The organism is Fibrobacter sp. (assembly GCF_045112255.1).
In the GTDB taxonomy this organism is placed as follows: Bacteria; Fibrobacterota; Fibrobacteria; order Fibrobacterales; family Fibrobacteraceae; genus Fibrobacter.
On sequence record NZ_JBGUHR010000109.1, the window covers coordinates 1 to 23391 of the forward strand.

Genomic DNA, 23391 nt, shown 5'->3' on the forward strand with positions numbered 1-23391 from the left:
CCAGGAAAGCTTCGACAAGCAGTACGTTCGCGACTGGCTCGAAACGCTCGACTGGGGCAAGACCTACCCGGGTCCGGAAATTCCGCCTGAAGTCGTGAAGAACACGCTCGCCAAGTACGAAGAAATCTTCGTACGCCTCACCGGCAAGCAGCCGGAATTGTAATCGTTCTAGCTACGAAAACGGCATTAAAAAACGCAAGTATCTCGCTTGCGTTTTTTTGTTTGGAATACTACTCCAAATAGTATTCCCGGAGTGCGTCAATGGTCGCGGTGGGTACGTGCATCCGCTGCGTGACGAAGTTCAGTAACGAGCCGTATTCTGCATTGATGCGCTTAAGCGGAATTTCAAGATACTCGCGCTTGACGCTCACCAAGAAATGCAAAATGTCGAGCTGCGCCTCCGTCATTCCCGACTGGCGGCCCTTGGCAGTCATGGCTTCGAGCGGCTTGCGGTACGAGTTTTCGGATTCCGCATAATCATCTAGAATGGCGTTGTCATCGGCACCAAGTGCAGCAAGCATCAAAGCCGAGCAAAAACCACAGCGGTCCTTGCCCGAAGTGCAATGCCACAAAACAGGCGCCCCTTTTTGCGCCAGAACCATTTCAAAAACTTTCGCATACTGAGCGCCCGCATAATCGCTATCGACAAAGTAATTATAGAGTTTATCCTTTAACAGTCCGGCAATCGGATGGCGGGCTATGCCAAAAAGAAATTCCATAAAGTCCACGCCCGTCGCAGGCACCACCTGGTCCTTGTTAAATGCATCGCCGTGCATGGAAGCATCCAGGACAGGGATCAGCACAGATTCCATTCCGTCGAGAAGCTTGTCAGGCTTTTGCATGTACTCAAAGTCGGAGCGCAAATCAATCACCAGATGAACGCCAAAATCATCACGCAGGCGGTACAAATCATGTTCCGTCGCTTTGGACAAGTTGCCACTGCGGAAAAGCAAATTATGCTTGACATGGGAGCCGCCCGCCGGAATCCCGCCGAGCTGTCGCGCATTATCAATCGACTCGAACTTTAAAACATTCGCCATAAGCTCCCCTTCTTTTGACTTCGTCGCCCGCGATAGCGTCACTTCTTCACGATTCTCAAGACGCCCTGCTTGTTGTATTCTGGGGCATCCTTGGAGAAGAGCGTCTTCGTTTCTTGACGGAGCACGTATTTTTCACCCTCGCCCCAGTCAATGACACTCCCCGACTTTGCCGGGATGCCGTCGCCAAACAAGCTGTCTGCGGCCATCAAGAGCGCCTCTTCCGGGTCTTCAATCGTATTCGAGATGCACAAATCCGGCAGCGTAAACACAGCCAGGCCAAGCGTGTAAAGCGAATCGCCCGAATCGAGAATGTTGATCCACGGATCCATCGGATAATCGCAATCGCCGAACTGTTCTTCAAAAGCCTTCGCGGTCCAGGCCGTGCCAGACTGCTGCATATAAACGCCCGCAGCCTTTGCGTTAAGCACTTTCACAATGGCGGAATTCACCATTTCGACATCGTCCATCGTCTTTACGTTCCCGAGCAAGAACAAGAGCGACTTGTGATCAACAATCGCCTTTTCTTCGTCTGCGGAAATTTCATCACGTTCCTTGAAAATTTCCAGGAGGTCGGCAGAAGCACCCTGGCGAACCACGTTGAACTGCACACTGCAACCAGGAATCATCAGAGTCTTGGTATCGGCCTTCACCTGAACATTTTCGGTAATGGAAAACGGTTCATCAACAGCAACGGGAATCGGGAAAGCTAGAACAAACTGGTTCATATCGACCTCTCTTTTATTTTTCGAACAACATCATAAACCGCGTCATGAAGCAAGTTCTGCTCTTCGACCTTCGGCATTTTCACGGACTTTTCAAAAGCGTTTGCTAGCGTTTCGGCAGAAAGTTCATCTGCCGGGATTTCAACCGCGTAGCCAGCCTTCGACAAATCGTGAGCCAGCACAATCTGCTCAAACTGCCCTGGCGTCGGTACAAAGATACATTTTGCACCAAGTTCCGCCATATCCATCACCGTGCTGTAGCCGCCTCGGCTCACCACAAAATCGGCCCGTTTTACGGCTTCTGCAAAATCGTTCGTTGCCAAGTGCGTGTGGAACTCGATATTCCCTTCGGTCCACGTTTTTTGCTCTGCCGAAGGCTTCCCGAGAATCATCATGTGGCGCCCCGGGATTTTCAGAAGCGCTTCGCGCAACTGGAGTTCGAACTGCGTACGTGCAGGTTCCACGCCCGACACGACCGCAACGACCTTGTAGGCCGGAAACATCACGGTAGAGCGCATTCCAAGAGCGCGATTTTCGGAAGGCTCGGAAGCGACATTCCATTCCACGCTAGCCGAGTGCGCCATGAATTCCGACACACTCATCAAGTCCACGTCCCGTTCGAGATTCGGCGCATTTCCATCACCACCCATCTCCGAAAATCTCGAAAGCACTCCAACATAACGCATCGGCTTATCGCCAGGAGTCGCTCCCGAATGCGAAAGCGATCCCGCATAGCCCGGGAAAATTTCCATGTCCGGCACCCAGACTTCATCGAACTTGCGCATGATATTCGCATGCCACATCACGCCAATGCGTTCAAATGCAGCAAACGCCCGCGGGAACGCAATACGCCGCTGGTGCGTCATGTAAATGCTATATGCTTTCTTGGAATAAAACGCAAAACGGTTGTCCGAAAACAGCACATCGTAGCCATGGCGTTCCACCATCTCCTCGGCAAAGTGGTGCTCGTAGCGCATCACGGCATTCAGGTGCATGCTGTTCTTTAGCAGCCAGAGCGCCATATTGTAGCCGTGCTTCGGATAGACAATGTTGTAGCTCGGCGCCAAGCGCTGCCGCAAATCCGGGAAAACTTCACGGAAAAAATTGGCATTCGCCTTGACTACGGCAAGTTCAACCTCGGCGCCCGCCCGCAAGAATTCGCGGATTACGGGCACACAACGAGTCGCATGCCCAAGTCCCCAATCAAGCGGCGCTACAAGGACTTTCACTTTTCAGCCTCAAGCCAGGCATGCGCCCAGTCTCCATGGTCGCAGTCCTTGTTGTCACCCATCGTGACGCGCAAGTTTATCGACTTTGCGCCCTTGATGTTCAGCCTCAAGCGTTCCTTATCCGTCGTATAAAGCTTCTTGGAATGGTAAATTTCACGACCATCGGCTTCAACAATAAAGAAGGCGCCATCGCCACAAGCACTTTCGTCATCAAGGCCAATAACGACATTGAACCAGTCGTAACTGCGAGCAAGCGAAAACTCGATCGATGAATTGGCATGGCTACCAATGCCATAACGGAACGGTTCGCCGTCAATCGTAATCTTGTGATGGTCCACCGTCGCATCAATTTGCGGTTCGCCCCATTCCTGGAAGAACTTGTTCACTTTAAGTTTTGACAGGAGCGCCACATTCGGAGCTTCAACAAAGAAGTCGCGGTACGTGACAAGCGTATCTTCGTCAGGCATGTAGCAGCTCAGCACAACGCGGTTCAAGCCGGCACGGATCTTTGCCGCATCCAGAATAAGCGTATCGGCGCTGTTCGAGACGAGGATTTCACCCTGTTTCTTGTCGTTCAACGTGTAATCGCAAGCAATCGATTCCGGGAAGCGCTTGTTCACGACAATCATGCCGTTCGATTCCTCGGTCACCATGAAGTTCTGTGCGTAATGCGACACGCCCTTCTTCGAAATAATCTTGTAAATTGCAAGCCCATAGCCGAACAGACGAGCTTCCATCAGTACACGTTCATTCTTGTAATTGCTGAGGATATCGTCAATCTGGTCGGTCGTCTTGAACCCGACCACGCGGCTATTGCGATTAACCTTTCCGTAGCCATCCTGACCACGGACAAGATAAATGTTTCCGCCAGACTTCTGCATCCATTCCGCAAACTGTTCGGTACTCCAGCTCTTAAACGTATTTTCGCTAAATGACGTATGGCCCGAAGCAAGCATCTGCCACGGTCTTGCGTAAATGAACACGGAGTTCTTCGGGTACTTGGCAAGTTCCGTATTCAAGAAGTCTTCTTCGATGAGGAGCTTGTTCTTGTAGTAGAGCATGTTCGCCTTGTAGCTCGGGGCATGGTAAACCATCAGGCCGACAGACAGGAGGCATGCTACACCCGCGACGATTTTTGCCGCAGCGTCCTTCTGCATTTTCGTCGTAAACACAAGCGCATCATAAAGCCCAAGCGCCATCAAAAGCGCAAACATCGGGAGCGCCACAAGCACATAGCGCTGGTTGATGTCAATCGTAAACGTTCCCGACACGTTCAGGAGGATCACGAAAATCTGCACGCAGAACGTGATGCCCAAGATGAACCCGCGCACGTAACGGCGGGAATAGATCATGCGGAACAGGAGCCAGACCGTCGCCAAAAGCAAGATCACGGTAAACGTCGTATAGAACGGATTTTCCATAATGCCGCCAAACGCGGAATCCGTATTGAGGTTCATCATGACATCGATGTTTGTCTTCAGGTTAAACCAGAAGTTTTCAAGCGAGTGCGCCGCATGCGTACCGCCCTGGAAATCATACCCGCGATATGCGGCCATCGTGTTGACCGAGGGCCAGCTCACCGCAATCACGGACGCGACAAACGCCGGCAAGCGGTACGGCTTTTCAAGGAAATAGCGGTAATAGTAAAGCGCAAACGGGATAAACGCAAACACGGTTTCCTGGCGGGTCTGCGCAAAGAATCCAAGCAGTGGAACAGTCAAAAGGAAATGCTTCCACGTGACCTTGTTCGTCGGCACAAAAGCATACCACGCCATGAGTACTGCAAGCAAGAGAATGTAAAGGACTTCAGTCGATGCCGAGCGCGACTGCAACAGGTAAATCGGCATGCCGCCCAGGAACGCCGTCGCCGCAAGGGCAAGCTTATCGCTCTTGAACCACTTACTAAGCGCAAGGAAGAAAGCGATCAGGCTCAAGATGTAGAACGGGTAGTTCACCATCAACGCTGAATCGCGGTTCGGCTCCATGAAGTTGAACACGAGCGAATAGACAAAGCCAAGCGCCTTGCCCTTGAAGTTGTTCACTTCGGTCTTGCAATCCAAGACGCCATCTGTCCAGACGCCCTCGTTACAGACACCGCCCGTATGCTGGAAATACATCTGGAGGCCCATCGATTCCCAGCTCGTCTCGTCACTCAGGACGCGGTGCGTATTGCCGATGTTTCCGAAGATGAACGCCGAAAACACGATAAGCAAAAGCGCAAGCCCGCAGAAGCTCTTGCCACTCGGCATAAACCCGCGAAAATGCTTTGCGATAAACGGCGCGTTGACAACGACACCCGCCACAAGCAAGAGGAACGTGAGGAGGATCGAATAATACCCCCACTCGATGTCCCAATGACGCGCATAAGACACGGATAAATTGTTGAAAATGAGGAAAGCGGAAACGAGCACAAACAGCGTAACCGCCAACATGACATTCTGAGGTTTATCCCAATGAAGAGAATCCTTCCATTCCATCAAAGACTGACGTAAAGACTTACGCTTCACATCAACCCTTCCTAACTTTTCTTTTTTCATAGTGCCTTAAATATAACTTTTATACGCAAATTTCAACCAATCATTAAAGAATTTTTGACCAAAACTCATTATTGCAAGCCTATATGAAACAGATGCAACAAAAAAATTTCAAAGCAGCTGTATTATGCGCGTTTCATAGACTTTCAGGGGTTATTTTGTATATATTTGAAAAAAGAGGATAAGCCAAAGGCTGTTAGGAGTTAAAAATGTTTTACAAACACTGGAAGAAAATATCACTTGCACTGACCGGATTATTCTGGGCCAGCTGTGAAACAACGACCACGGAGCCTCCCCTTTACGGAGCGCCTCCTCAGTACTCCAGCAGCACGGAAACTCAAGGCACAAGTTCCAGTGAAGCGGTCTCGTCCAGCTCAACGAAACAAGCCTCTTTCAGCAGCCAGGCAAACGCCAGCTCCGCCGAAGTCACATGCACTCCCGGAGATTCCATCGTCAGCTATTACAGTCCCTCTTATTCGGCGGATGTCGCCAAGATGAATGCCGAAGAAAGAGCAAAACGCGATGCCTTAGGCAAGATCGACAGCCTCAAGCAGACCCTGCAAGAAAAGCCGCAATGCCTTGACGACTTGCGCAACGAGCTTAGCAATTTTCCCGTGCTGTATGGCGCCCCAGTCAATTTGCATTTCGACGAAGTCTGTAGCGACGGTACAACACGTCCGACCCAGGAATACCTCGACTACCTGAAAATGAAAGAGGAATGGGAAAGAAACAAGCCCGCCCTGGACGAAGAATGCAAAAGGATCCACGACGAGAAACTAAGTAAAATCGAACAGCGAATCAAGAAATGCATAGAAACGGGCATTCTGGATCGCGAAGAATCCGGGAAATAGATTATGAAAACGAGCATTCTTTATCATTGGAAAAAATTCCTGGTCTCGCTGACCGCATTTTTGTGGAGCGCTTGCGACAATTCAGCGGACGCATCAGAAATCTATATAGAAACGCCCAGTTACGGGGTGCCATTGCTGAGCAGTTCGTCCGAAACCATCGATCAAAGCTCTAGCAGCATCGGCGAATCCAGCTCAAGCAGCGAAATGGACAAGTTCAGTTCCAGTTTTTCAGCTATATACGCTCCGCCTACGGTCTTTTGCTACAACGACACGACCGTAAACAGTTCCGGCAAGGTTTTTGAAACGATCAGTTGCGAAAATGGCGAAAAGTTCCTAAGGACTCCTCAACTCTACAACGACCTCCCCGAATCCAGATCGGAACTCCCGGAAGGTGTCCAGGTCAACGCCCCGATCCCCGGTCAAGGCGGATTAGCATCGAACTGTCAAAGAGTCCCTGACACCTGCATTGACGGAGTCGAAGAAGACGAATACGGGAATCTCAAGCCCATCGGAGGCTGTTACCCTACTATCGACTGTCCTGAAAAAGAACCAAAGCCCTAAACACAATCAACTCATTACAATGTTTTACAAACACTGGAAAAAATTTTTACTTTCGGTTCTCGCTCTTTTCTGGAGCGGTTGTGAAAACGGAGACGAAGTCGCCGCCACCTACGGCTGTTTTTCGACAATCTGCCACAACGCCACGGCCACAAACGATTTGGGTGAAGTCTTTGACATCATCGAATGCGAAGATGGATACAAATTCCTAAGACAACCGGGGCTTTATTACGAGCATCCAGAATTGATAGAAAACTTACCTGAGGGCGTTGAAGCATCGACTCCTCCAGCAGGTTCATGCGGGGCCACAAATTGCACCAACAAAGGTCCTGAATACTGCTTCAAGGAATCCTATACAACTTTGGAAGGAACCGTCAGAGAATATGATTATTGCGTTCCGACCATCGACTGCCCTGAGAATCACTAACCATCCAACTGTCTACTTCCTACCGTCTACTTCCTACTATTTATTATGCAACTTTCGCTTAAAAAGAAACTCGCTCTCGAAGCTTACCGCCTTTACCGCCATAATGAAATCAAGGCGCACCCGCTCACGTACTTTTTCTGGGAATGCACACTCCGCTGCAACCTGCACTGTCTGCACTGTGGTAGCGACTGCGTCAAGGACGCCATCCCCGACATGCCCCGCGAAGATTTTATGGCCGTGCTCGACAAGCTCGCCCCGCACATCGATCCGAAGCACTTTATCGTGGTCATTACCGGCGGCGAACCCTTGATGCGCCCGGACCTCGAAGAATGCGGCCAGGAAATCAAGAAACGCGGTTACCCCTGGGGCATGGTCACGAACGGGCTTGCGATGACTCCCGAACGCTACTCGCGCATTTTGAACGCAGGCCTCCGCTCGCTCACGATCAGCCTTGACGGCCTCGAAGCAAACCACAACCATTTCCGTGGCGACCCGCATAGCTTTGAACGCGCGCTCCGCGCTATTGACATGGCGGCCCATACGAAAGGTCTCACCTTCGACGTGATGACTTGCGTGAACCGCGAAAACCTCAAAGAACTCCCGAAGATTCTCGACCTGCTTTTGAAAATCGGCGTGAAGCGCTGGCGCATTGCGACCGTGTTCCCGAAGGGCCGCGCAAAAGACAATCCGCTGTTCCAGCTCACGAACCAGGAATTCCGCCAGGTGTTCGACTTTATCCGCGAAGTAAAGAAGCTGAACGTCATCAACGTGAATTACGGCTGCGAAGGGTTCCTCGGCAGTTACGAGAAAGACGCGCGCAACTACCCGTTCTTCTGCCGCGCCGGCGTAAACGTCTCTTCCGTGCTTTGCGACGGAAGCATCTCGGCTTGCCCGAGCTTGCGCGGCGACTACATCCAGGGGAACATCTACAAGGACGATCTCTGGGACGTGTGGCAGAACCGTTACCAAGTGATGCGCGACCGCAGCTGGGCCAAAATCGGCGACTGCAAGACGTGCAAGTACTGGCGCTACTGCGAAGGTTCCAGCCTGCACCTCCGCGACGAGAAAACAAAAGAACTGGCTTACTGCCACGTGCATCGCCTAGAGGCAGCCGGCGCGTGATGCCGCGTAAAAGCGAGCATGCCCCAAGGCGAGCATAGCGCGCAGCCACAGTCATCCTCCGTTAGGAGGATCCATCCAGTTAAATCTTGAAAAAAAGGAGGAGTCTATTTATGTTTTCATTCATCCGCAAGCATTGGGGGAAATTGACGTTCGCCCTAGCCTCGTTCTTCTGGGCGGGATGCACCGACAACGCACAGCCCGTGTATGGAGTCGTCCAAGTTCCAAACGAAAGCTCCAGCAGCGTGAACGACTGTCCCGAATGTGAATACGGCGTTCCATCCTTAAGCTCCAGCAGTTCCGAGGATTTCAGCTCCAGCTCGATTCCATACATGCCCGTAGCCGAATATGGTGTTATGCCCGACGATTCCCAATTGAAAACGCCGGAAAAATAGTCCAAATTCACTCCTGAAATGAGGTAAAAAAAATCCCAGTCCGATTGGACTGGGATTTTTTGCAAATTCTCGTGAGAATTAAGCTTCTTCGGAGAGTTCCGGAGCCTTCTTGATCACGTTGCGGCGGCCATAGCGGACCTTGGACGGATCAAAAGCGGTTTCTGCAGCAGCTTCAGCCGGGGCTTCAGCAACCGGAGCGACCGGGGCAGCTTCGACAGCCGGAGCGGCCGGAGTTTCAACCGGAATGCGCGGAGCGAGCGGGCGACGAGCTTCGGCGACCGGAGCTTCAGCAGCCGGTGCAACCGGAGCAGCCTGTTCTGCAACAGGAGCTTCAGCGTTAGCTTCACGATGCGGGCGTTCCGGGCGGCGTTCGCGGCGCGGGCCACGTTCCGGACGCTGTTGCTGTTCATTGCGATCACGCGTTGCAGGGGCATGAGCCTGAGCCTGCTGCTGATTGCGGTTGTCCTTATTATTGTTCGGACGTTCCTTGTTCTGGCGATTTTCCTTATTGTTGCCACCACGCTGAGCCATTTCCTGTGCGCTGATCGGGCGACGGGCGGACGGCTTCAAGTTCATGTCCGGGGTGAGCTTCTTGAAAATCGGGGTACGAAGCATCGTGAGAAGCTTATTAACCTTAACAAGGATAACAATGCACAGAATCACTGCGAGGAGTGAAAGTGCGAGAGCGATTATTTCCATCTGGGCACCTCATAAAGTAAGGGTTGAACCACACGAGCAGGCTGGAAAATAACCTGCAGGCGGGGTGACTGGAATGTGTGGGTTAATTAAAGACCATCTTACTAGCGCCTCCTTGGAGACTTGACGGTCGCGGGGGCTTCACGTGGGAAGCAAAAATGGTTTTCGCCGTGGCGACAAACCGGGGCCAGTCACGAGCGCAAATTTAACAAATTTTTCTTGCAGAAATTCGGTTTATTGTAAGAAAATGAGAGAAAATTGTATGTTTTTTTGAGCACATGCGCCCAAAGTTTCTCTTATTTCATGTCCAAGGACTTGAGCGAGTGATCCACAGCCTTGTTGTGGGCGTTCAATGAATCCAAAGTAGCCTTGAGAACAAGGACTTGACGTGCCAGACGGGCGTTTTCTTCGGTAAGAGTTGCAATTTTGTACTCAGCCTCCTGGTTGGAGCAGCCCGAGAATCCAAACATTGAAATGCAAACTAAAGACGACAAAATAAGGGATTTCTTGAACATAACGCAAAATTAGATTATTTTTTGGGGGAATTATGACAGTCGGACAAAAATGGTTGAAATTTAAACAGGAAGGCTATTGCGGTTCGCTTACGATCCGTAGCCGTTCCGAGCAATCATTCAATAGCAATCCGGGCTATAACGACAAGCATATCCACGAATCCATCCTTGAGATGGATCCGGAATACACCTACGTGAAGGTCATCCACGAGGGTTACAAGGGTTCGCAGGACATTCCGACAATTGAACTTGGGAGCGATGCATCGCAAAATCAGGACACGCTCGACAACGCCATCCTCGAAGGGCTCGCCCACTTGCGCATTTTCCGTGAAGCCAATACCGGCGCCATTGTGCAATTCGGCTACAATTTAGACGAAGTGTAAATTCTATTTTTGGGCACATGAACAATCCTGAACTTCTTTTGCCTGTCGGTACGCGCGACATGCTGGAATCCGCCATCAACAACGGAGCGGACGCGGTTTACTATGGTGTGCCCCACTGGAACGCACGCGGTCGAACCGAAGATTTTTCATTTGAAGATGTCGAAGAAATGATCCGCTACGCAAGGCTTCGCGGCGTAAAGACGTACCTTGCGATGAACATCCTCATCTTCGAGCGCGAAATTCAGGAATTGCCGGAATTTTTGGAACGTTTGATTGCGTTAAAGCCGGACGCGTTCATCATCCAGGACATTGGGCTTGCAAGGCTCATCAAGGCGATTAGCCCGGAACAGGAAATCCATGCGAGTACGCAAATGACGCTCGCGAGTTCCGAAGCCGTGAACTTGGTCAAAGACATCGGATTTTCAAGAGCGGTCTTGGCTCGCGAACTTTCTGCAAAACAGATTGCGCAAATCAAGAGCCTCACCGACCTGGAATTGGAAGTTTTCATCCACGGGGCACTTTGTGTTTCGTACTCGGGCCAGTGCCTCACCAGCGAAAACTTTGGCGGGCGCTCGGCAAACCGCGGGCAGTGCGCCCAAAGCTGCCGCCTCCCCTACCGCATTTTTGTGGACGGCAAGGAATGGAAAGACCCGAAGGCGCGTTACTTGTTCAGCACACGAGACCTTTGTGCGCTCCCGAAGCTTGAAGAACTCAGAGAAATCGGCGTAGAATCGCTCAAGGTCGAAGGACGTTTAAAAAGCCCAGAATACGTGGCCGCCGTTTCGCACGCCTACCGCAAGGCATTAGAAATACTGAGCGCGAAAGGGTATAAAGAAAATGATGTTGGAAATGCCGCCGGGCTTACAGCGCAGGACTTGGAACCGCTCGAAGTTTTATTCTCACGCGGACTCAACACAGGTTGGCTCGATGGCGTAAACCACCAGGAACTCGTCGATGGATCGTTCTCGAACCATCACGGTGAATTTATCGGAACCGTTGTTCAGGTAGACCTCAACGGCGTGATTGTGGAACTTGAAGACAAGCCTGTTCCATGCACTTTGTTGCCTGGCGACGGGATTTTATTTGAGGAATATAGGGCTGAGCCGGAGCCGCGTCAGACGGGAAGCCGACTGTACAAGGCAACTTGGAGCGCTTCATCGCATGATTCGAGACGCGCCGGGAAGTCGCAAGTTCGTCTGGAATTTGGTCGCGAATTCAACTTGCGCAAAGTCTCCTACGGCATGAAGGCTTACCGCAACGACTCCCCCGCTCTCGAAAAAGAACTCCACAAGACTTTCACGGACAAGAGTTTCGCGAAGCACATCCCTGTGTGCATGTTGCTCGAAGGGAAAATCGGCGAACCGCTAAAATTGACAATATCGACATCAGATAACTGCGCGGTCACCGTTGAAGGCGCCATCCTCGAAGCATCACGCAACGAAGTCGCACCCGACGCACTCCAAGCCATCGCCAAGAAAGAACTTTCCGCGCTTTCAGCAACAGCGTATGTTCTGGACAAGCTCGAAATCAAGTTGCCCGCAAACGCATTCCTCCCCGGCAAAGTTTTGCGCACGCTCCGTCAAGAAGCCGTACAAGCATTTGACGAAAAACGCTTGCAGTGGAAAGAACTTGCACCTTCTGCGGACAACGGTCGCGCATTCCTACACAACGTAGCACGCAATACAAACACGGTCGCGGGCACTCCCGGCAGCACTACGAACGCTCCCAAAACCCGCCGCACGATTACCGTTCTCGTTCGCCGTCCCGAACAAATTGATGCACTCCTAGGTCTCGACATCGACAAAGTCGTCATGGATTTTGACTGGGGCGTCAAATACGACGAACCGCTCGAACGCATCCACAAGCTCGGTTTTGAAGCTGGCATCGCCACACTCCGCATCCACAAGCCGAGCGAAAACCATTACATCAAGCAAATTCTCACGCTTATGCCGGAATTTGCATTGGTGCGTAACCTCGGTTCACTCGCGCTCCTCAAGGATTCCGGAATTCCGATGGTCGGCGACTACAGCCTGAACGCCACGAACAGCGCAAGCTACGATTGGCTCTTGGCGCAAGGCCTTGAAAAATTGCACCCGTCGTGGGACCTCAACAGTACCCAGCTTTTTGACTTGCTCAAGAACATTGACGGAAGTAAGCTCGAACTCGCCCTGCACCAGTACATGCCCGCTTTCCACTCGGAATACTGCGCCTTCGCGCGCGCCCTCACGACTGGCCGCCGCTTCCCCGAATGCAAAAAGATTTGCACACAGCATAAAGTCGAAATTTTGGACCACAAAGGCGAGCGCCACTTCTTGCAATCCGATGCCGAATGCCGTAACACGCTTTTCGTTGGCAAGCCGCAATCCGCCCTCAAGCTTTTGCCAAAGCTCATTGCACAAAACGTGAGCAGCTACCGCCTGGAACTCTTGGACGAAGAACCCGAATCTGTCCGCCGCAAGATAGACATTTATACACAAGCCATCCGCGGCAAGCTCGACATCGACACCGCCATTTCAAAAGCGGGCGTCGAAGAAAAGTACGGACTTTCTGAAGGCCAGCTGTTCAATCAAAGCGTCTGGCAAGACAGAAAGAAAGTTTGTGATTAGTAGGAAGTAAACAGTGATTAGTGGTTAGGGTAAATTAGCGGAAAAAGCCAAAAGCGGGGCAAAACATGCTTGCGAGCGGCTATTCTTGTTTACCCACAATTTCATCCAAACATTTTCTTGCAAACCCGGTGGGTACTCGCATTGCAGATATCAACAGCCCCATTTTCTTGCAGACGCGGCGCACGTAGCGGATGTTCGATGGTTCAACGTTCCATATTATATATCCGTCGACGGATGAATCCAAGTTCCCCATTCGTTCATCCTCTTTGATTTTATTTATCAAGGAATCTTGAACATAAGCGGAGTTCAGAATATTGACAGGATAGATATCCCTTATACAACCTTGAAGAATTTTTTTATGATAGGCTTGCCACGAGTCGCCATTAGACACAACATTGCTGATACATTTACTTTGGCAATTCTTGGCTTTACAAACATAGCCATAATCAGCTGCGAAAAAATCTTTCAAATACAAAATGAAATTTGAGATATCTGGATTTTCAAAATGAACATCAACCTCATTATAACCATGGCCTTCACTCCCAGCATTATCTATATGCAATAGATGCAGCCAATCCAAACTGTCTTCTGAAGTTTCAAAATCCAGTGAAGCCGAAATCATAGAATTGAATTTGACTTTCGAAATGGATTTTGCGGGAACATATATATCATTGTATCTTTCAGTCAAGAAATGGTATTTGCGAGGTTTGAACGCGTTTGCCGGATAAGCACAAATTGCATCGAGTAATTCTCGTGATATTTTAAAAGACCTGTCGTAGTTTATCAACACTAGATATTGATAAGACTTTGTAAACAACCATTCGATTATCCAATCAAAGAAAATCGCTTTTATCGCGATTATTATCAGCATTATTATCCCATAGATAATTTTAAATGGATTTTTAGTCATTTGTTGTCAATCAAGCCTTTTTAACCGCAGTGCACTGAGTTAATATAGGATTATTCTTTACAGGGATTGAATTCTGGGAAGTCTTCCTCCGCAATAATACATTTACTTCTTATATAGAACGAAGCAATGCTTTTTTCACCCTCCCCAAAAAGCTCTTTCGCCTTTTCACCCTGAAAAGGCGTTTTAAAAGTCATCCAACCATCAAAAACTAAAAGATTTAATCCAAAGGAATTTTGTGACTTTACTCTCCATTCACCTTTATTTGAATCAAGTCCATTGCTGTCCGCAAATATCTGCAAAAAAGAGTGGTCTGGATAAAGCGTAACCGTTTCCTCTCCATATTTATGCTTGCTCTTATACGTTCCTACATAGTCTTCTTCATGCGTACACCCAAACAGCACGACAAGGCACAACGGCACAAGCAGAAGAAGGATTTTGGGGAATTTAGTCATTTGGAATCTGGCCCTATGCGTAATTCAATCTACTCTACTATAATTCCATATTTCTTTTTCAATTTTAAACGTGCTTCTTTTGAAATCTTATAGGATGGCAACTTTGTAACAGCAAATTCAAAAGCTTCTTTTTTATTTGTAAGAAAACAATTTAAAGAAGCCATACGTAACGATCCATTCACAGATTTATAAAATGTCAGACCTCTCACCGGAACCACATCTAATTCGGTAATTTCATTCCAACGAAACTGCAATACATTATCAAACAAAGTTATCGAGAATAGCTTTACTTTTCTTTTCATTGTAATTCCAGAGTCATCAAAAACTAATTTAAAATTCGGAACAAACAAGAAAGTGACAACTCCAAAAATAACAAGCATTAGAACACACAAAAAAAAGAATTTGACTGATTCAATATTCATCCCGACATTGTACATATCAAAAAATGCCTTAAGGATTCCCCAAAAAGGCACTCCAGCAAATACAAAGAGTGGAATAATGCTATAAAAAAACATTGGTATTTTAAAAAGCGATTTGTATTTCACTTCAACCATTTTAAAGACCTCCACACTCTCTTATATTAAAAGACCCATTTTCTTGCAAACACGGCGGGCATAGCGGATTACAGTCCTTTCAAATACAACGCCATAAAACGGTCATAAACGATGTAGCCCTCTTGAGTTTTCATCACGAATTCTTGCGACAAGAGTGTATCTATAGCACGACTGATGCTGCTTGCATTTTTCAGATGATACCTTTGTACAAATGCAGATGAATTTATAGCCTTAGCACACCCTTCTTTAGCAATCGCGATGAGCAACTGGCATTGATTGCGTGTAAGCAAGGCGATCAGCCTCTGATAAATTTCCTTTTCTGATTCGACAATAGCTGCGATACACAGTTCCACATCTGCAATTTCTATAGTTGCAAGTGCAGTTTCGTACAGGCGATTCAACACGCGTTGCATATACCAAGTATGCCCATCAAATTTATGATAGAGTTCGCCGAAGATTTCTTTGGACAATTTGATGGAGTTTTTCGACATCCATTTTTTTGCAAATGCATAGTAATTGTCTTCGGAAATCGCCGTTAAATTGAAAATCTCCGTACTGCGGTAAAACGGATGTGACACTGAGCCAAACATTTCCGTCATCAAGTGCTGTTTGCTACCAGAGAAAATAAAATGGACGTTCGGGCAAAACTGGATGTACGAACGAAGCAGAGCTTCAACGCCTTCATCCTTATATTCTGCAATCTGCTGGAATTCATCAATGGCGATGTAACATTCTTGCTTCGATTGCTTAAGGTAGGCAAAAATTTCTGCCAATGTATTCTTTGTTTCTTGCGGAGCAAATTCAATAGACGGCTGCGGATTGCCAGAAACCGGATCTGTTGACAGAACTACTTTAAAACTTTTGAATAGCGACAAGGCCGTTTTTGCAGCCTTCTTTCCAAACGAATCTAATTTTCCGACAACAGCCGTACCTAAGTTGTGAACGAAATCATCCAGCGATTTCGTCGGGAAAATGTCGATATAGAAGCAAGCTGCATCTTTTTCATCTTTCTGTATAGCATTGAAAATATGGTATATCAGCCCTGTTTTGCCCATACGTCGTGGAGAAAGCAATGTAATATTACGCCCATTACGGAGAGCCGACAGAATGTACTTGGTCTCTTCGACACGGTCACAGAAGTATTCAGGACCATTATACCCATAAAGAAGGAACGGATTAATATTCATACTCTAAATATAATCAAATTTCGCAAAATGCGTAACGCAAAATGCGAAATTTTTCGTATAACGAGTCTGTAGTAGAAATGCCACTGGCTCCTTCGACTACGCTCAGGATGACACTTCTGGCAGCATGGATCCTTCAGCCTTCGGCTTCAGGATGACGAAGAAGCGGATTCAGGATGACGAGGTAAAAAGGTGATCCCGGAATAAATCCGGGATGACAATGTAAAAACTACTTCTTGTCGCGGATGCGGGCGTAGAGAGCTTCGGCTTTTTCGGTGTCACCGGCATTCGAGAAGATATGACCGACATTTTCAGCGCCAATGCGGCCCTGAGAATTGCCGGCACGCCAAGCTTTCATGTAGCATTCAAAAGCTTCGTCGTAGCGCTTTTGCGTAAAGTAAATCTGCCCTAAATCAAGATTCAAGTCTGCAATCCCTTTCTTGTGGCGGAGACCTTCTTCGAGCGTGAAAATTGCCATCCACGGAGATTCATTCTTGACATACATCTGAGCGAGATAGCGGCGAGCGGAAACGTTTTCGGGATCCATCATGATGCCGTTTTCCATTTCATTGAGTGCAAGCCGCGTAGAATCCATACTGCGGTAGTAATACGAGAGCGTGTAATGCACATCGGCACCAGCGGTCGCAGTCATCTGAAGCGCATTCTTGAGCGTCTTGACCGCATATTCGTAATCGCCAAGCTTTTCATAAACTTCGGCAAGGCCATACCAAGCGTCCATGCGGTCCGGGTTCAAAGCAAGAGCGCGTTCAAAATGCTTTTGCGCAAGCGTCCAGTCGCTACCCTTCATATAACATTCCGCAAGGGCAAAATGGATGTGGTCGGTTTCCGTTCCAAGTTCAATTGCACGGTTGTAAGCGACAATCGCATCGCTCGGAGATTCTGCAAGGTAATACAAATCGCCAAGGAGCATCCAAGCCTTCACAAAATCCGGGAGGAGTTCAACAGTACGCTTGTAAGCGACCATCGCGACTTCTTTTTTGCCGAGCTGCACAAGGGCATTGCCCAAGTTGAACCACGCAAACGGCTCATAGCGGCCATCGTCAATCGCCGCACGGTAATACTTCACCGATTCCTTGTAACGCCCCTGATCATAAAGCTCATTCGCCTTGAAGAAGAAATCGTCGGCAGCGTAAAGAGGGAGCGCAAGGAAGAATACTAAGACGAGAGACGAGAGACGAGAGACGAGAGATTTTTCTTTCGTCTTTCGTCTGTAGGAGCAAAGCTCCGTTCTATTGTCTAACCTACTTAACAAAACGGAACTCCTTTGTAGCTTTTTGAGCTACTGGGAAGCCACGTAACTGCGCTGGAGAGAACTTCCACTGGCGAATAGCCTTGAGCGCTTCGATATCAAAGCCATAGCCCGCCGGGTCTTGCGTCAGCACCTGCGCCTGCGAAACATCGCCGTTCACATCAATCACAATAAATACTTTCACGTAACCCGAGACGCCCATTTTCTTCGCACGTTCCGGGAACTTCGGCTGGATTTCACGCAACACTTGCGCCTGTTCATCCACTTCACCAGCCTCATAAATTACGTTTTCCATCGTACCGGCATCCACGGCAACGCCATCGCCAGCGGCACCACGAGCAAGCGACAAATCCATCTGGAAATTCTGGCTACGAGATACGCCCATGTGCGCCGAAACCTTGAACGTGTTCGGGGTTGCCACCGTGCGGATGACCTTCTGCTTCACTTCGGGCTTTTTCTCGCTTACGAGAACTTCAACTTCAGTTACTTCTTCGAGAACTTTTTCGGACTTTTCACCCTTATCGAAGAACAGCACGTTGATGACCGGAATCGCAAGGAAGAACACTGCGCCCACGACAAACGAGAGCACAAACGCCACCGGGAATCGGAAATATTTCGCTATAAAGTCTATCATAAGCAGTAGGAAGTTAGAAGTCGGAAGTAGGAAGTTAGACTCACTGTCTACTGCCTACCGTCTACTGTCTACTAAACTCACTCCTCCTTATTCGCGGAAATGGAGACTTTTCTCACCTTCGCCAAATTACATTCATCGAGGATATCGACCACGACTCCGTTGGGGGCATCACGGTCGCTCACGATAATCACCGGGCGGTCTGGCGCTTCGGCCATCATCTGGCGAAGCACGGTCTGCAAAGTCGAGAGGTTCACCTGCGTCTCGTTGATATGGATGGTTCCCTGACGGGTAACGCCAATCAAAATGCTTTCCTTCGCGAGTTCCTTTGCGGTACTCGCCTTCGGCTTCGTCACATCCACGCCGGTTTCACGCGTGAACGTCGAGGTCACGATGAAGAAGATCAAAAGGATGAACACCATGTCGAGCATCGGAGAGACATCAATGCCTCCACCGCTTTTCGAACGCTTACGGATAAAACTCATTCAACCTCCTTGGCAAAGCAACGTTCTTCGAACTTGAGCGCTTCGCCCCAGGCAAAATCACCAATAGAATCTACTCGACTTTCGAGATAATTATAAACAAGCATCAACGGGAACGCAACAAGCAAGCCCGCCTGCGTCGTGAGGAGCGCTTCGGAAATGCCATCGGCCAAGAGCACCGGGTTTCCAAAGCCAAATTGTTTAATCGTCTCGAACGTATGCACCATGCCAGAGACCGTTCCCAAAAGTCCAAGGAGCGGAGCAATCGAGGCACAAGTCACAATCGTCTTGAGCGACTTGGAAAGGCTCACGTCCAGTTCGTGACGCGTCGCGAGCATCGCATTGCGCACAGCCACAGGGCCATCGTTACGGTACTTCCGCACGTTTTCGACCAGAGCCAAGAAGTAGCCAAAGCGACGCTTGCGGAGTTTTGCAAAAGCAGCCTCCTCGCCCACCGTGTCCAAATCCTTGAAGAACTTCGAGGTCGAAGTACCCTTCAGCATAAAATAATAGCCGTATCGTTCAAACATCAAGAACCAGCCCAGCCACCCAATCAGAAATAGCGGGAGCAACACCCAGCCGCCGCGCAGCAGGATGCTCATGGTCGCTTCGATGACGGAATATTCGTCCATTACTTTTCCTTAATCCAAATTGCGTTGAGGACAGCAAGGCCCGTCTTTTCCATGCGGGTACGGACAGAATCCGAGATATTCACGAGGAGCGTGTGCAAAAGTTGGAGCGGGATAGCCACGATAAGGCCTGCTTCCGTCGTCACGAGGGCGATGGAAATACCGCCTGCCAAAAGCTTCGGGTCGCTCGTGCCGTGCATGGTGATGACGTTGAAAAGTTCAATCATACCCATAACGGTACCCAAAAGACCGAGGAGCGGAGCCGTCGAGGCAAACACAGAAATCCAGCTGAGTCCCATTTCGAGCTTGGGAACTTCGCCTGCAAACAGAACTTCGAGAGACTTTTCGGCACTCGCGCGGTCCTTGAAATTCTTGCCAAGCACGGAGCGCAACACCTTGCCCACTTCGCCACGAGCACTCTGGGATTCGGCAGTTGCAAGGCGGAGGTCGCGATTCGCGAGAGCCTTCACCGCATTGCGGGCACCACGGCCACCAAAGCCGAGGACAAGGAGCCAAACGAGGCGTACGAGGAAGATGATAAGGCCGAGGATAAAGAGCGTTGCAATCGGGTACATAAGGATGCCGCCGTTATGGAAGAATTCAGCAAAATCTTCTTTCCACGTCGTTTCTTGATGGTTTGCAAGTTCGCTTGAAAGTTCAGTACTGAGGAGCACATCGACCGGCACCATCACGAAAGCGGAATCGTTAACGCCAGCAAAAGCCTTTGCCACATCCTTGCGCGTTTCGGGAGAGAGATTTTCTTGCCAGCTATAGACACGCTTCTTTTCTCCTGCCACCGGGAGCATCAAAGCCGAGGGGTGGAAACCGTTCACGTCGGAAACCTTCGCCATCTGCATGGCAAAGAGGCCACCCAAGCGCATGCGATCGCCTTCGGCAACCGAGCTACCGAACATGAGGTCCGCCTTTTCGGTGCGGACTTCACGCGTAAACTTCATTTCTTTCTTGGCGACTTCGAGCATCGAGCGGGCAATGCGGAGCGGGTCATCGCGATAAAGGCCCATTTCCTTCTTGACCTTGTTCTGCGCTTCGACGCGATCGGCAACCTTGAACGGCACACCCTGTTCCTGGAACTTGGCAAGCATTTCCAAACGTTCCGGACCTGCGGCGAGCGAGAGGTATTCGGCACGGGCCTTTTCGGCCTGGAGCTTGACCTGAGCCAAGTCTTCACGGGCGACACGCACGTCTTCGAGCAAGCGGGTGCGTTCGGACATCAAGGCGTCCACGCGTTCCTTGCCGAGCTGATACTTTTCATTGAAGAGTTCACGTTCCTTGTTGAACGTTTCGCGGTCCTTCCAGCGGGCGGCAACAGCCATGTCGCGCTTGCGGCGGGCTTCTTCGAGGTCGGCCTTCGCGCTGTTGAGTTCGGCGCGCTTCTTGACGGCATCGACCGTCACGTTCTGCTGAGCATAAGAAGCCGGAGCGAGAATTGCGAACGCAGCGACAACAAGAGGTAATAAGAAACGTGCACTAGATTTCGTCGCAAGTGCATTACGAAAAATAATGGATTCCCTCCCTTCGGTCGAGAATGACGGGCTACAAGAAGACACTCTTTCGTCTTTCGTCTGAAGGGGCGAAGCACCGTTCTTTCGTCTAAACATTAGTTAGCCTCCTTCGGGAAAGATACTGGGATAGTCACAAGTCTTGGAGCGGTCTTGCCTTCGGCGACCTTCATCACGTCCTTGAGGACAGTGCGCATCGTAAGGTCTTCGGAGACGTTCTTCCAGGAGTAGCCGAGGCCGTTACGAGTGAGGAACAAAACATCGTTACCGTCATTGCTGACGAAAACCGAGGCCACTGCACCATAGCGCAAATACGTACCAGCCACGTTGCGAGCGTCCACCTGCAAGAAGCCCTTCCAAACTTCGGTAGTGTACCCCAGGCGGATGCGGTCGTAAAAGACTTCCATCGTGCGGTTCAAGGCGTCATCCGTTTCGATCAAGCCCTTGTGCAACATGCTTGCAATTTCCTGAATGTTCTTGACAGCTTCGTCCGTGCGGTACGGGAAATCGGATTCAAAGAACGGCACGAGAGAATCGATAACCGTTGCAAGAGAATCGGCGTACTTCGTCTTGCGGTTTTCGAAGTAGCGGATCGAGCCGTTCGTCTTGGCGCGGGCTGCTGAAATTTTCTTGAGTTCGACCTTGAGCGAATCGATTTCGGCCTTCAAGGACTTGTTCTGAGCCGAGAGGTTCTGCACCTTTTTGCGACCGACTTCAACGAATTCGGCATGGCGCTTCTTTTCGGCTTCGTGCATGGATTTTTCGCGAGCGGTTTCGGCTTCGACCGTCTTGATTTGGCGACGAACGCTTTCTACCGTTTCCTGGGCCATGGCAAAAACACCAGAAAGCCCCAGACACAACAATACTTTAGGAAGGAATGAAAATTTCATGTGCAATAAAATACAAAGATGTTTGACTAAAAAAATTAGGATTTTGTCAAAAACAACGTAAAATCGAGATTTTCTCGTCATTTTGAGCTTAAAAGACGTTCAAGAAATTATGGATCCCCTCCCTGACGGTCGAGGATGACGTAATAGTGGTCGCGGCACTCGCCTTTTAAGGTCATGGCCGACGCTTTATTCTTTCAGCAGTTTTGCCATATCCGCGGGGTATGCGTGGCTTTCGAAGGTGCGGGGTTCTTTCCAATACGGGAGCTGAAGTTCAACCTTGTACGCAAAAAGCATCTGGTTGTGGGCGCCAAGCACCTTGATATCTTCGTCAGTGAGTTCACCACCCTGCGCAAGCTTCTGGTAGTATTCACCATCGCGGTAATACAGGCGATCCCCCACGATCGGGTAGCCCATCTCGGCAAGGTGCGCACGAATCTGGTGCTTACGCCCCGTGATGAGTTCTGCTTCGACAAGCGAAAGTTCCGGCGCAATTTCCGGGCAATCCAGATGGCGCAAAAGCTTAAAGCGCGTAAAGCATTCCTTGCCATCTTCACGGTGGTGCATACGCAAGCGGATCGGGTCTTCGGGGTCTTCGCGCAAAGGCATATGGCATTCCACTTCGCCTTCCGGGAACTTTCCACGCACCACAGCAAGGTAGAACTTGCGGAGCAAAATGCGGTCCAGATTTTTCTGGAAACGCGCCGCCGTTTCGCCATACCTTGCAAACAAGATAAGTCCGCCCGTATCGCGGTCCAGGCGGTGCATCGGCGTCGCCGTCTCGGAATCGAATTCTCGGCGGATAATCGCCGCAAACGTGTTGTAGAAAATGCGACCCGTATGGTGCACCGGAACACCCGCCGGCTTTGCGACTAGAATAAATTCATCATCTTCAAAGACCGTTTCAAAATCAGTCGGCACTTCAGGTTCGCTGTAGTTTTCGACATGGTAAACAACCTTGTCGCCGCGATGCGCAATCGTCTCTACATTGGCAACAGTACCGTTAATCGTCACAAGCCCGCGCGTCAGGCGGTCCACCCAGTCTTCTCGGCTGTGGTACGTGAAGCGGTCGCAAAGGGAATCGAGCAAAAGGCGACCTTCGTATTCCGGTCGCACCTCGCTTTCAAAGAACATATCTGACGGAGCCTTGCCCATTTTATTCCCTGTACAAATCGTGCTTGATGATGTAATCGTAAACCGAGGGTTCCAGTCCTTGCGGACAAACGTTTCGATTCAGCAAAAGCGACCTGCGGATGGCAGTGCTAGAATAGACGCCGTTAAATCCCTGTTCCGGCCCAAGCCAGTAAAGCGGAGCATAACCATTTCGCTTATGCTGTTCCATATCCGGCTGCGGGTAACCGTTGCGGGCAAAGACTATCAGTTCGATATCGCGGAGCAGCAAATGGCCGTTGTAGTTCGTGCCATAAAAGTTCAAGGGGTCGCGCCAATGCGGAATGCCTTCGTAGGTATCGGCCCCCGTGAGCAAGCGGAAATTGATATCCGGGAATTTTTCCTTGAGGCTCATCAAGAACACATACGAGCCGCGGTAATCGCCCTGTTCAATTTCCAGATCCGAAAGAAACAAGCGCCTGTCGCCCGAGAATGCAAGTTCGAGCATTGCAAAGCGGTCTTCTGGCGAAGCGTTCAGCTGCTTGTCCCAGCGGTCGGGACTCGGCATAAACCAGACTTCATCACAGAAACCACGGTCCAGGCAAGTTCTCGCCACACGCATATGGTCTTTATGGACCGGATCAAACGCACCACCCAAAACAGCAACATTCTTCATTACACAACTCACAG

25 protein-coding genes and 1 pseudogene are annotated in these 23391 nt (G+C 49.8%); 8 read left to right on the forward strand and 18 right to left on the reverse strand.

Annotation, left to right across the window (positions count from 1 at the left end; translation table 11 throughout):
* Positions 1–163, forward strand: a pseudogene (locus ACJMM9_RS13830) (phosphoribosylaminoimidazolesuccinocarboxamide synthase); the annotation flags it as partial.
* A 67-nt stretch (positions 164–230) separates the two neighbouring features.
* Here the strand turns inward: ACJMM9_RS13830 and ACJMM9_RS13835 are convergent.
* From ACJMM9_RS13835 to ACJMM9_RS13850, 4 genes are read right to left on the reverse strand one after another with little or no spacing between them, the layout of a single operon-like run.
* On the reverse strand, positions 231–1040 hold the full coding sequence (locus ACJMM9_RS13835; RefSeq protein ID WP_405328119.1) for a tyrosine-protein phosphatase: 810 nt from the start codon (positions 1038–1040) through the stop codon (positions 231–233).
* A gap of 38 nt (positions 1041–1078) precedes the next feature.
* Positions 1079–1765 carry a hypothetical protein gene (locus ACJMM9_RS13840; RefSeq protein ID WP_405328121.1) on the reverse strand — a complete coding sequence of 229 codons (687 nt, stop codon included), beginning with the start codon at positions 1763–1765 and terminating at the stop codon, positions 1079–1081.
* Positions 1762–2991, reverse strand: a complete 1230-nt coding sequence (locus ACJMM9_RS13845; RefSeq protein ID WP_405328124.1) for a glycosyltransferase — start codon at positions 2989–2991, stop codon at positions 1762–1764. The genes ACJMM9_RS13840 and ACJMM9_RS13845 overlap by 4 nt, the downstream gene beginning before the upstream one ends.
* Complete coding sequence (locus ACJMM9_RS13850; protein ID WP_405328127.1) at positions 2988–5528, reverse strand: NPCBM/NEW2 domain-containing protein; 2541 nt, start codon at positions 5526–5528, stop codon at positions 2988–2990. Before ACJMM9_RS13850 ends, ACJMM9_RS13845 begins: the two co-directional genes overlap by 4 nt.
* A gap of 206 nt (positions 5529–5734) precedes the next feature.
* Between ACJMM9_RS13850 and ACJMM9_RS13855 the strand changes: the two genes are divergently transcribed.
* From ACJMM9_RS13855 to ACJMM9_RS13875, 5 genes are all read left to right on the forward strand, one after another.
* Entirely contained in the window at positions 5735–6376 is a 642-nt protein-coding gene (locus ACJMM9_RS13855) for a hypothetical protein (RefSeq protein ID WP_405328130.1), read from the forward strand.
* A 3-nt stretch (positions 6377–6379) separates the two neighbouring features.
* Complete coding sequence (locus ACJMM9_RS13860; protein WP_405328133.1) at positions 6380–6937, forward strand: hypothetical protein; 558 nt, start codon at positions 6380–6382, stop codon at positions 6935–6937.
* A gap of 19 nt (positions 6938–6956) precedes the next feature.
* The gene (locus ACJMM9_RS13865) at positions 6957–7361 is read left to right on the forward strand and encodes a hypothetical protein (RefSeq protein WP_405328136.1); all 405 of its coding nucleotides are present in this window, start codon (positions 6957–6959) and stop codon (positions 7359–7361) included.
* A gap of 45 nt (positions 7362–7406) precedes the next feature.
* Positions 7407–8483: a TIGR04133 family radical SAM/SPASM protein gene (locus ACJMM9_RS13870; protein WP_405328138.1), complete on the forward strand. Its 1077-nt coding sequence runs from the start codon at positions 7407–7409 to the stop codon at positions 8481–8483.
* A 110-nt stretch (positions 8484–8593) separates the two neighbouring features.
* Positions 8594–8875: a hypothetical protein gene (locus ACJMM9_RS13875; protein WP_405328141.1), complete on the forward strand. Its 282-nt coding sequence runs from the start codon at positions 8594–8596 to the stop codon at positions 8873–8875.
* 78 nt (positions 8876–8953) lie between these two features.
* Here the strand turns inward: ACJMM9_RS13875 and ACJMM9_RS13880 are convergent, their stop codons facing one another.
* Both ACJMM9_RS13880 and ACJMM9_RS13885 read right to left on the reverse strand, forming a co-directional pair.
* Positions 8954–9574, reverse strand: coding sequence for a hypothetical protein (locus ACJMM9_RS13880; RefSeq protein WP_405328144.1), 621 nt, complete (start codon positions 9572–9574; stop codon positions 8954–8956).
* A 293-nt stretch (positions 9575–9867) separates the two neighbouring features.
* Complete coding sequence (locus ACJMM9_RS13885; protein ID WP_012819879.1) at positions 9868–10086, reverse strand: hypothetical protein; 219 nt, start codon at positions 10084–10086, stop codon at positions 9868–9870.
* Between the two features lie 32 nt (positions 10087–10118).
* Here ACJMM9_RS13885 and ACJMM9_RS13890 point away from each other — a divergent pair, with 32 nt between their 5' ends.
* The gene (locus tag ACJMM9_RS13890; RefSeq protein ID WP_405328147.1) at positions 10119–10466 is read left to right on the forward strand and encodes a hypothetical protein; all 348 of its coding nucleotides are present in this window, start codon (positions 10119–10121) and stop codon (positions 10464–10466) included.
* Between the two features lie 17 nt (positions 10467–10483).
* Positions 10484–13072: a DUF3656 domain-containing protein gene (locus tag ACJMM9_RS13895; RefSeq protein WP_405328150.1), complete on the forward strand. Its 2589-nt coding sequence runs from the start codon at positions 10484–10486 to the stop codon at positions 13070–13072.
* Positions 13073–13151: 79 nt separating this feature from the next.
* Here the strand turns inward: ACJMM9_RS13895 and ACJMM9_RS13900 are convergent, their stop codons facing one another.
* From ACJMM9_RS13900 to ACJMM9_RS13955, 12 genes are all read right to left on the reverse strand, one after another.
* Positions 13152–13943, reverse strand: coding sequence for a hypothetical protein (locus ACJMM9_RS13900; protein ID WP_405328153.1), 792 nt, complete (start codon positions 13941–13943; stop codon positions 13152–13154).
* 89 nt (positions 13944–14032) lie between these two features.
* Positions 14033–14434, reverse strand: a complete 402-nt coding sequence (locus ACJMM9_RS13905; RefSeq protein WP_405328155.1) for a hypothetical protein — start codon at positions 14432–14434, stop codon at positions 14033–14035.
* A gap of 29 nt (positions 14435–14463) precedes the next feature.
* On the reverse strand, positions 14464–14988 hold the full coding sequence (locus ACJMM9_RS13910) for a hypothetical protein (RefSeq protein WP_405328158.1): 525 nt from the start codon (positions 14986–14988) through the stop codon (positions 14464–14466).
* A 68-nt stretch (positions 14989–15056) separates the two neighbouring features.
* Positions 15057–16175 carry an ATP-binding protein gene (locus tag ACJMM9_RS13915; protein WP_405328161.1) on the reverse strand — a complete coding sequence of 373 codons (1119 nt, stop codon included), beginning with the start codon at positions 16173–16175 and terminating at the stop codon, positions 15057–15059.
* Between the two features lie 226 nt (positions 16176–16401).
* Positions 16402–17445, reverse strand: a complete 1044-nt coding sequence (locus ACJMM9_RS13920) for a tetratricopeptide repeat protein (protein ID WP_405328164.1) — start codon at positions 17443–17445, stop codon at positions 16402–16404.
* Positions 17435–18076, reverse strand: a complete 642-nt coding sequence (locus tag ACJMM9_RS13925; RefSeq protein ID WP_405328167.1) for an energy transducer TonB — start codon at positions 18074–18076, stop codon at positions 17435–17437. The genes ACJMM9_RS13920 and ACJMM9_RS13925 overlap by 11 nt, the downstream gene beginning before the upstream one ends.
* A 77-nt stretch (positions 18077–18153) precedes the next feature.
* Positions 18154–18558: a biopolymer transporter ExbD gene (locus tag ACJMM9_RS13930; RefSeq protein WP_109572163.1), complete on the reverse strand. Its 405-nt coding sequence runs from the start codon at positions 18556–18558 to the stop codon at positions 18154–18156.
* The gene (locus tag ACJMM9_RS13935) at positions 18555–19187 is read right to left on the reverse strand and encodes a MotA/TolQ/ExbB proton channel family protein (RefSeq protein ID WP_012819886.1); all 633 of its coding nucleotides are present in this window, start codon (positions 19185–19187) and stop codon (positions 18555–18557) included. Before ACJMM9_RS13935 ends, ACJMM9_RS13930 begins: the two co-directional genes overlap by 4 nt.
* Positions 19187–20803 (reverse strand): MotA/TolQ/ExbB proton channel family protein, encoded by a 1617-nt coding sequence (locus tag ACJMM9_RS13940; protein WP_405328172.1) that lies wholly within the window; start codon positions 20801–20803, stop codon positions 19187–19189. Before ACJMM9_RS13940 ends, ACJMM9_RS13935 begins: the two co-directional genes overlap by 1 nt.
* Complete coding sequence (locus ACJMM9_RS13945) at positions 20803–21594, reverse strand: DUF3450 family protein (protein WP_405328175.1); 792 nt, start codon at positions 21592–21594, stop codon at positions 20803–20805. Before ACJMM9_RS13945 ends, ACJMM9_RS13940 begins: the two co-directional genes overlap by 1 nt.
* 186 nt (positions 21595–21780) lie before the next feature.
* Entirely contained in the window at positions 21781–22746 is a 966-nt protein-coding gene (locus tag ACJMM9_RS13950) for an RluA family pseudouridine synthase (RefSeq protein ID WP_405328177.1), read from the reverse strand.
* 1 nt (position 22747) lies between these two features.
* A complete protein-coding gene (locus ACJMM9_RS13955; protein WP_405328180.1) occupies positions 22748–23377 on the reverse strand; it encodes a nicotinate-nicotinamide nucleotide adenylyltransferase in 630 nt (209 codons plus the stop codon).
* Positions 23378–23391: the final 14 nt, after the last annotated feature.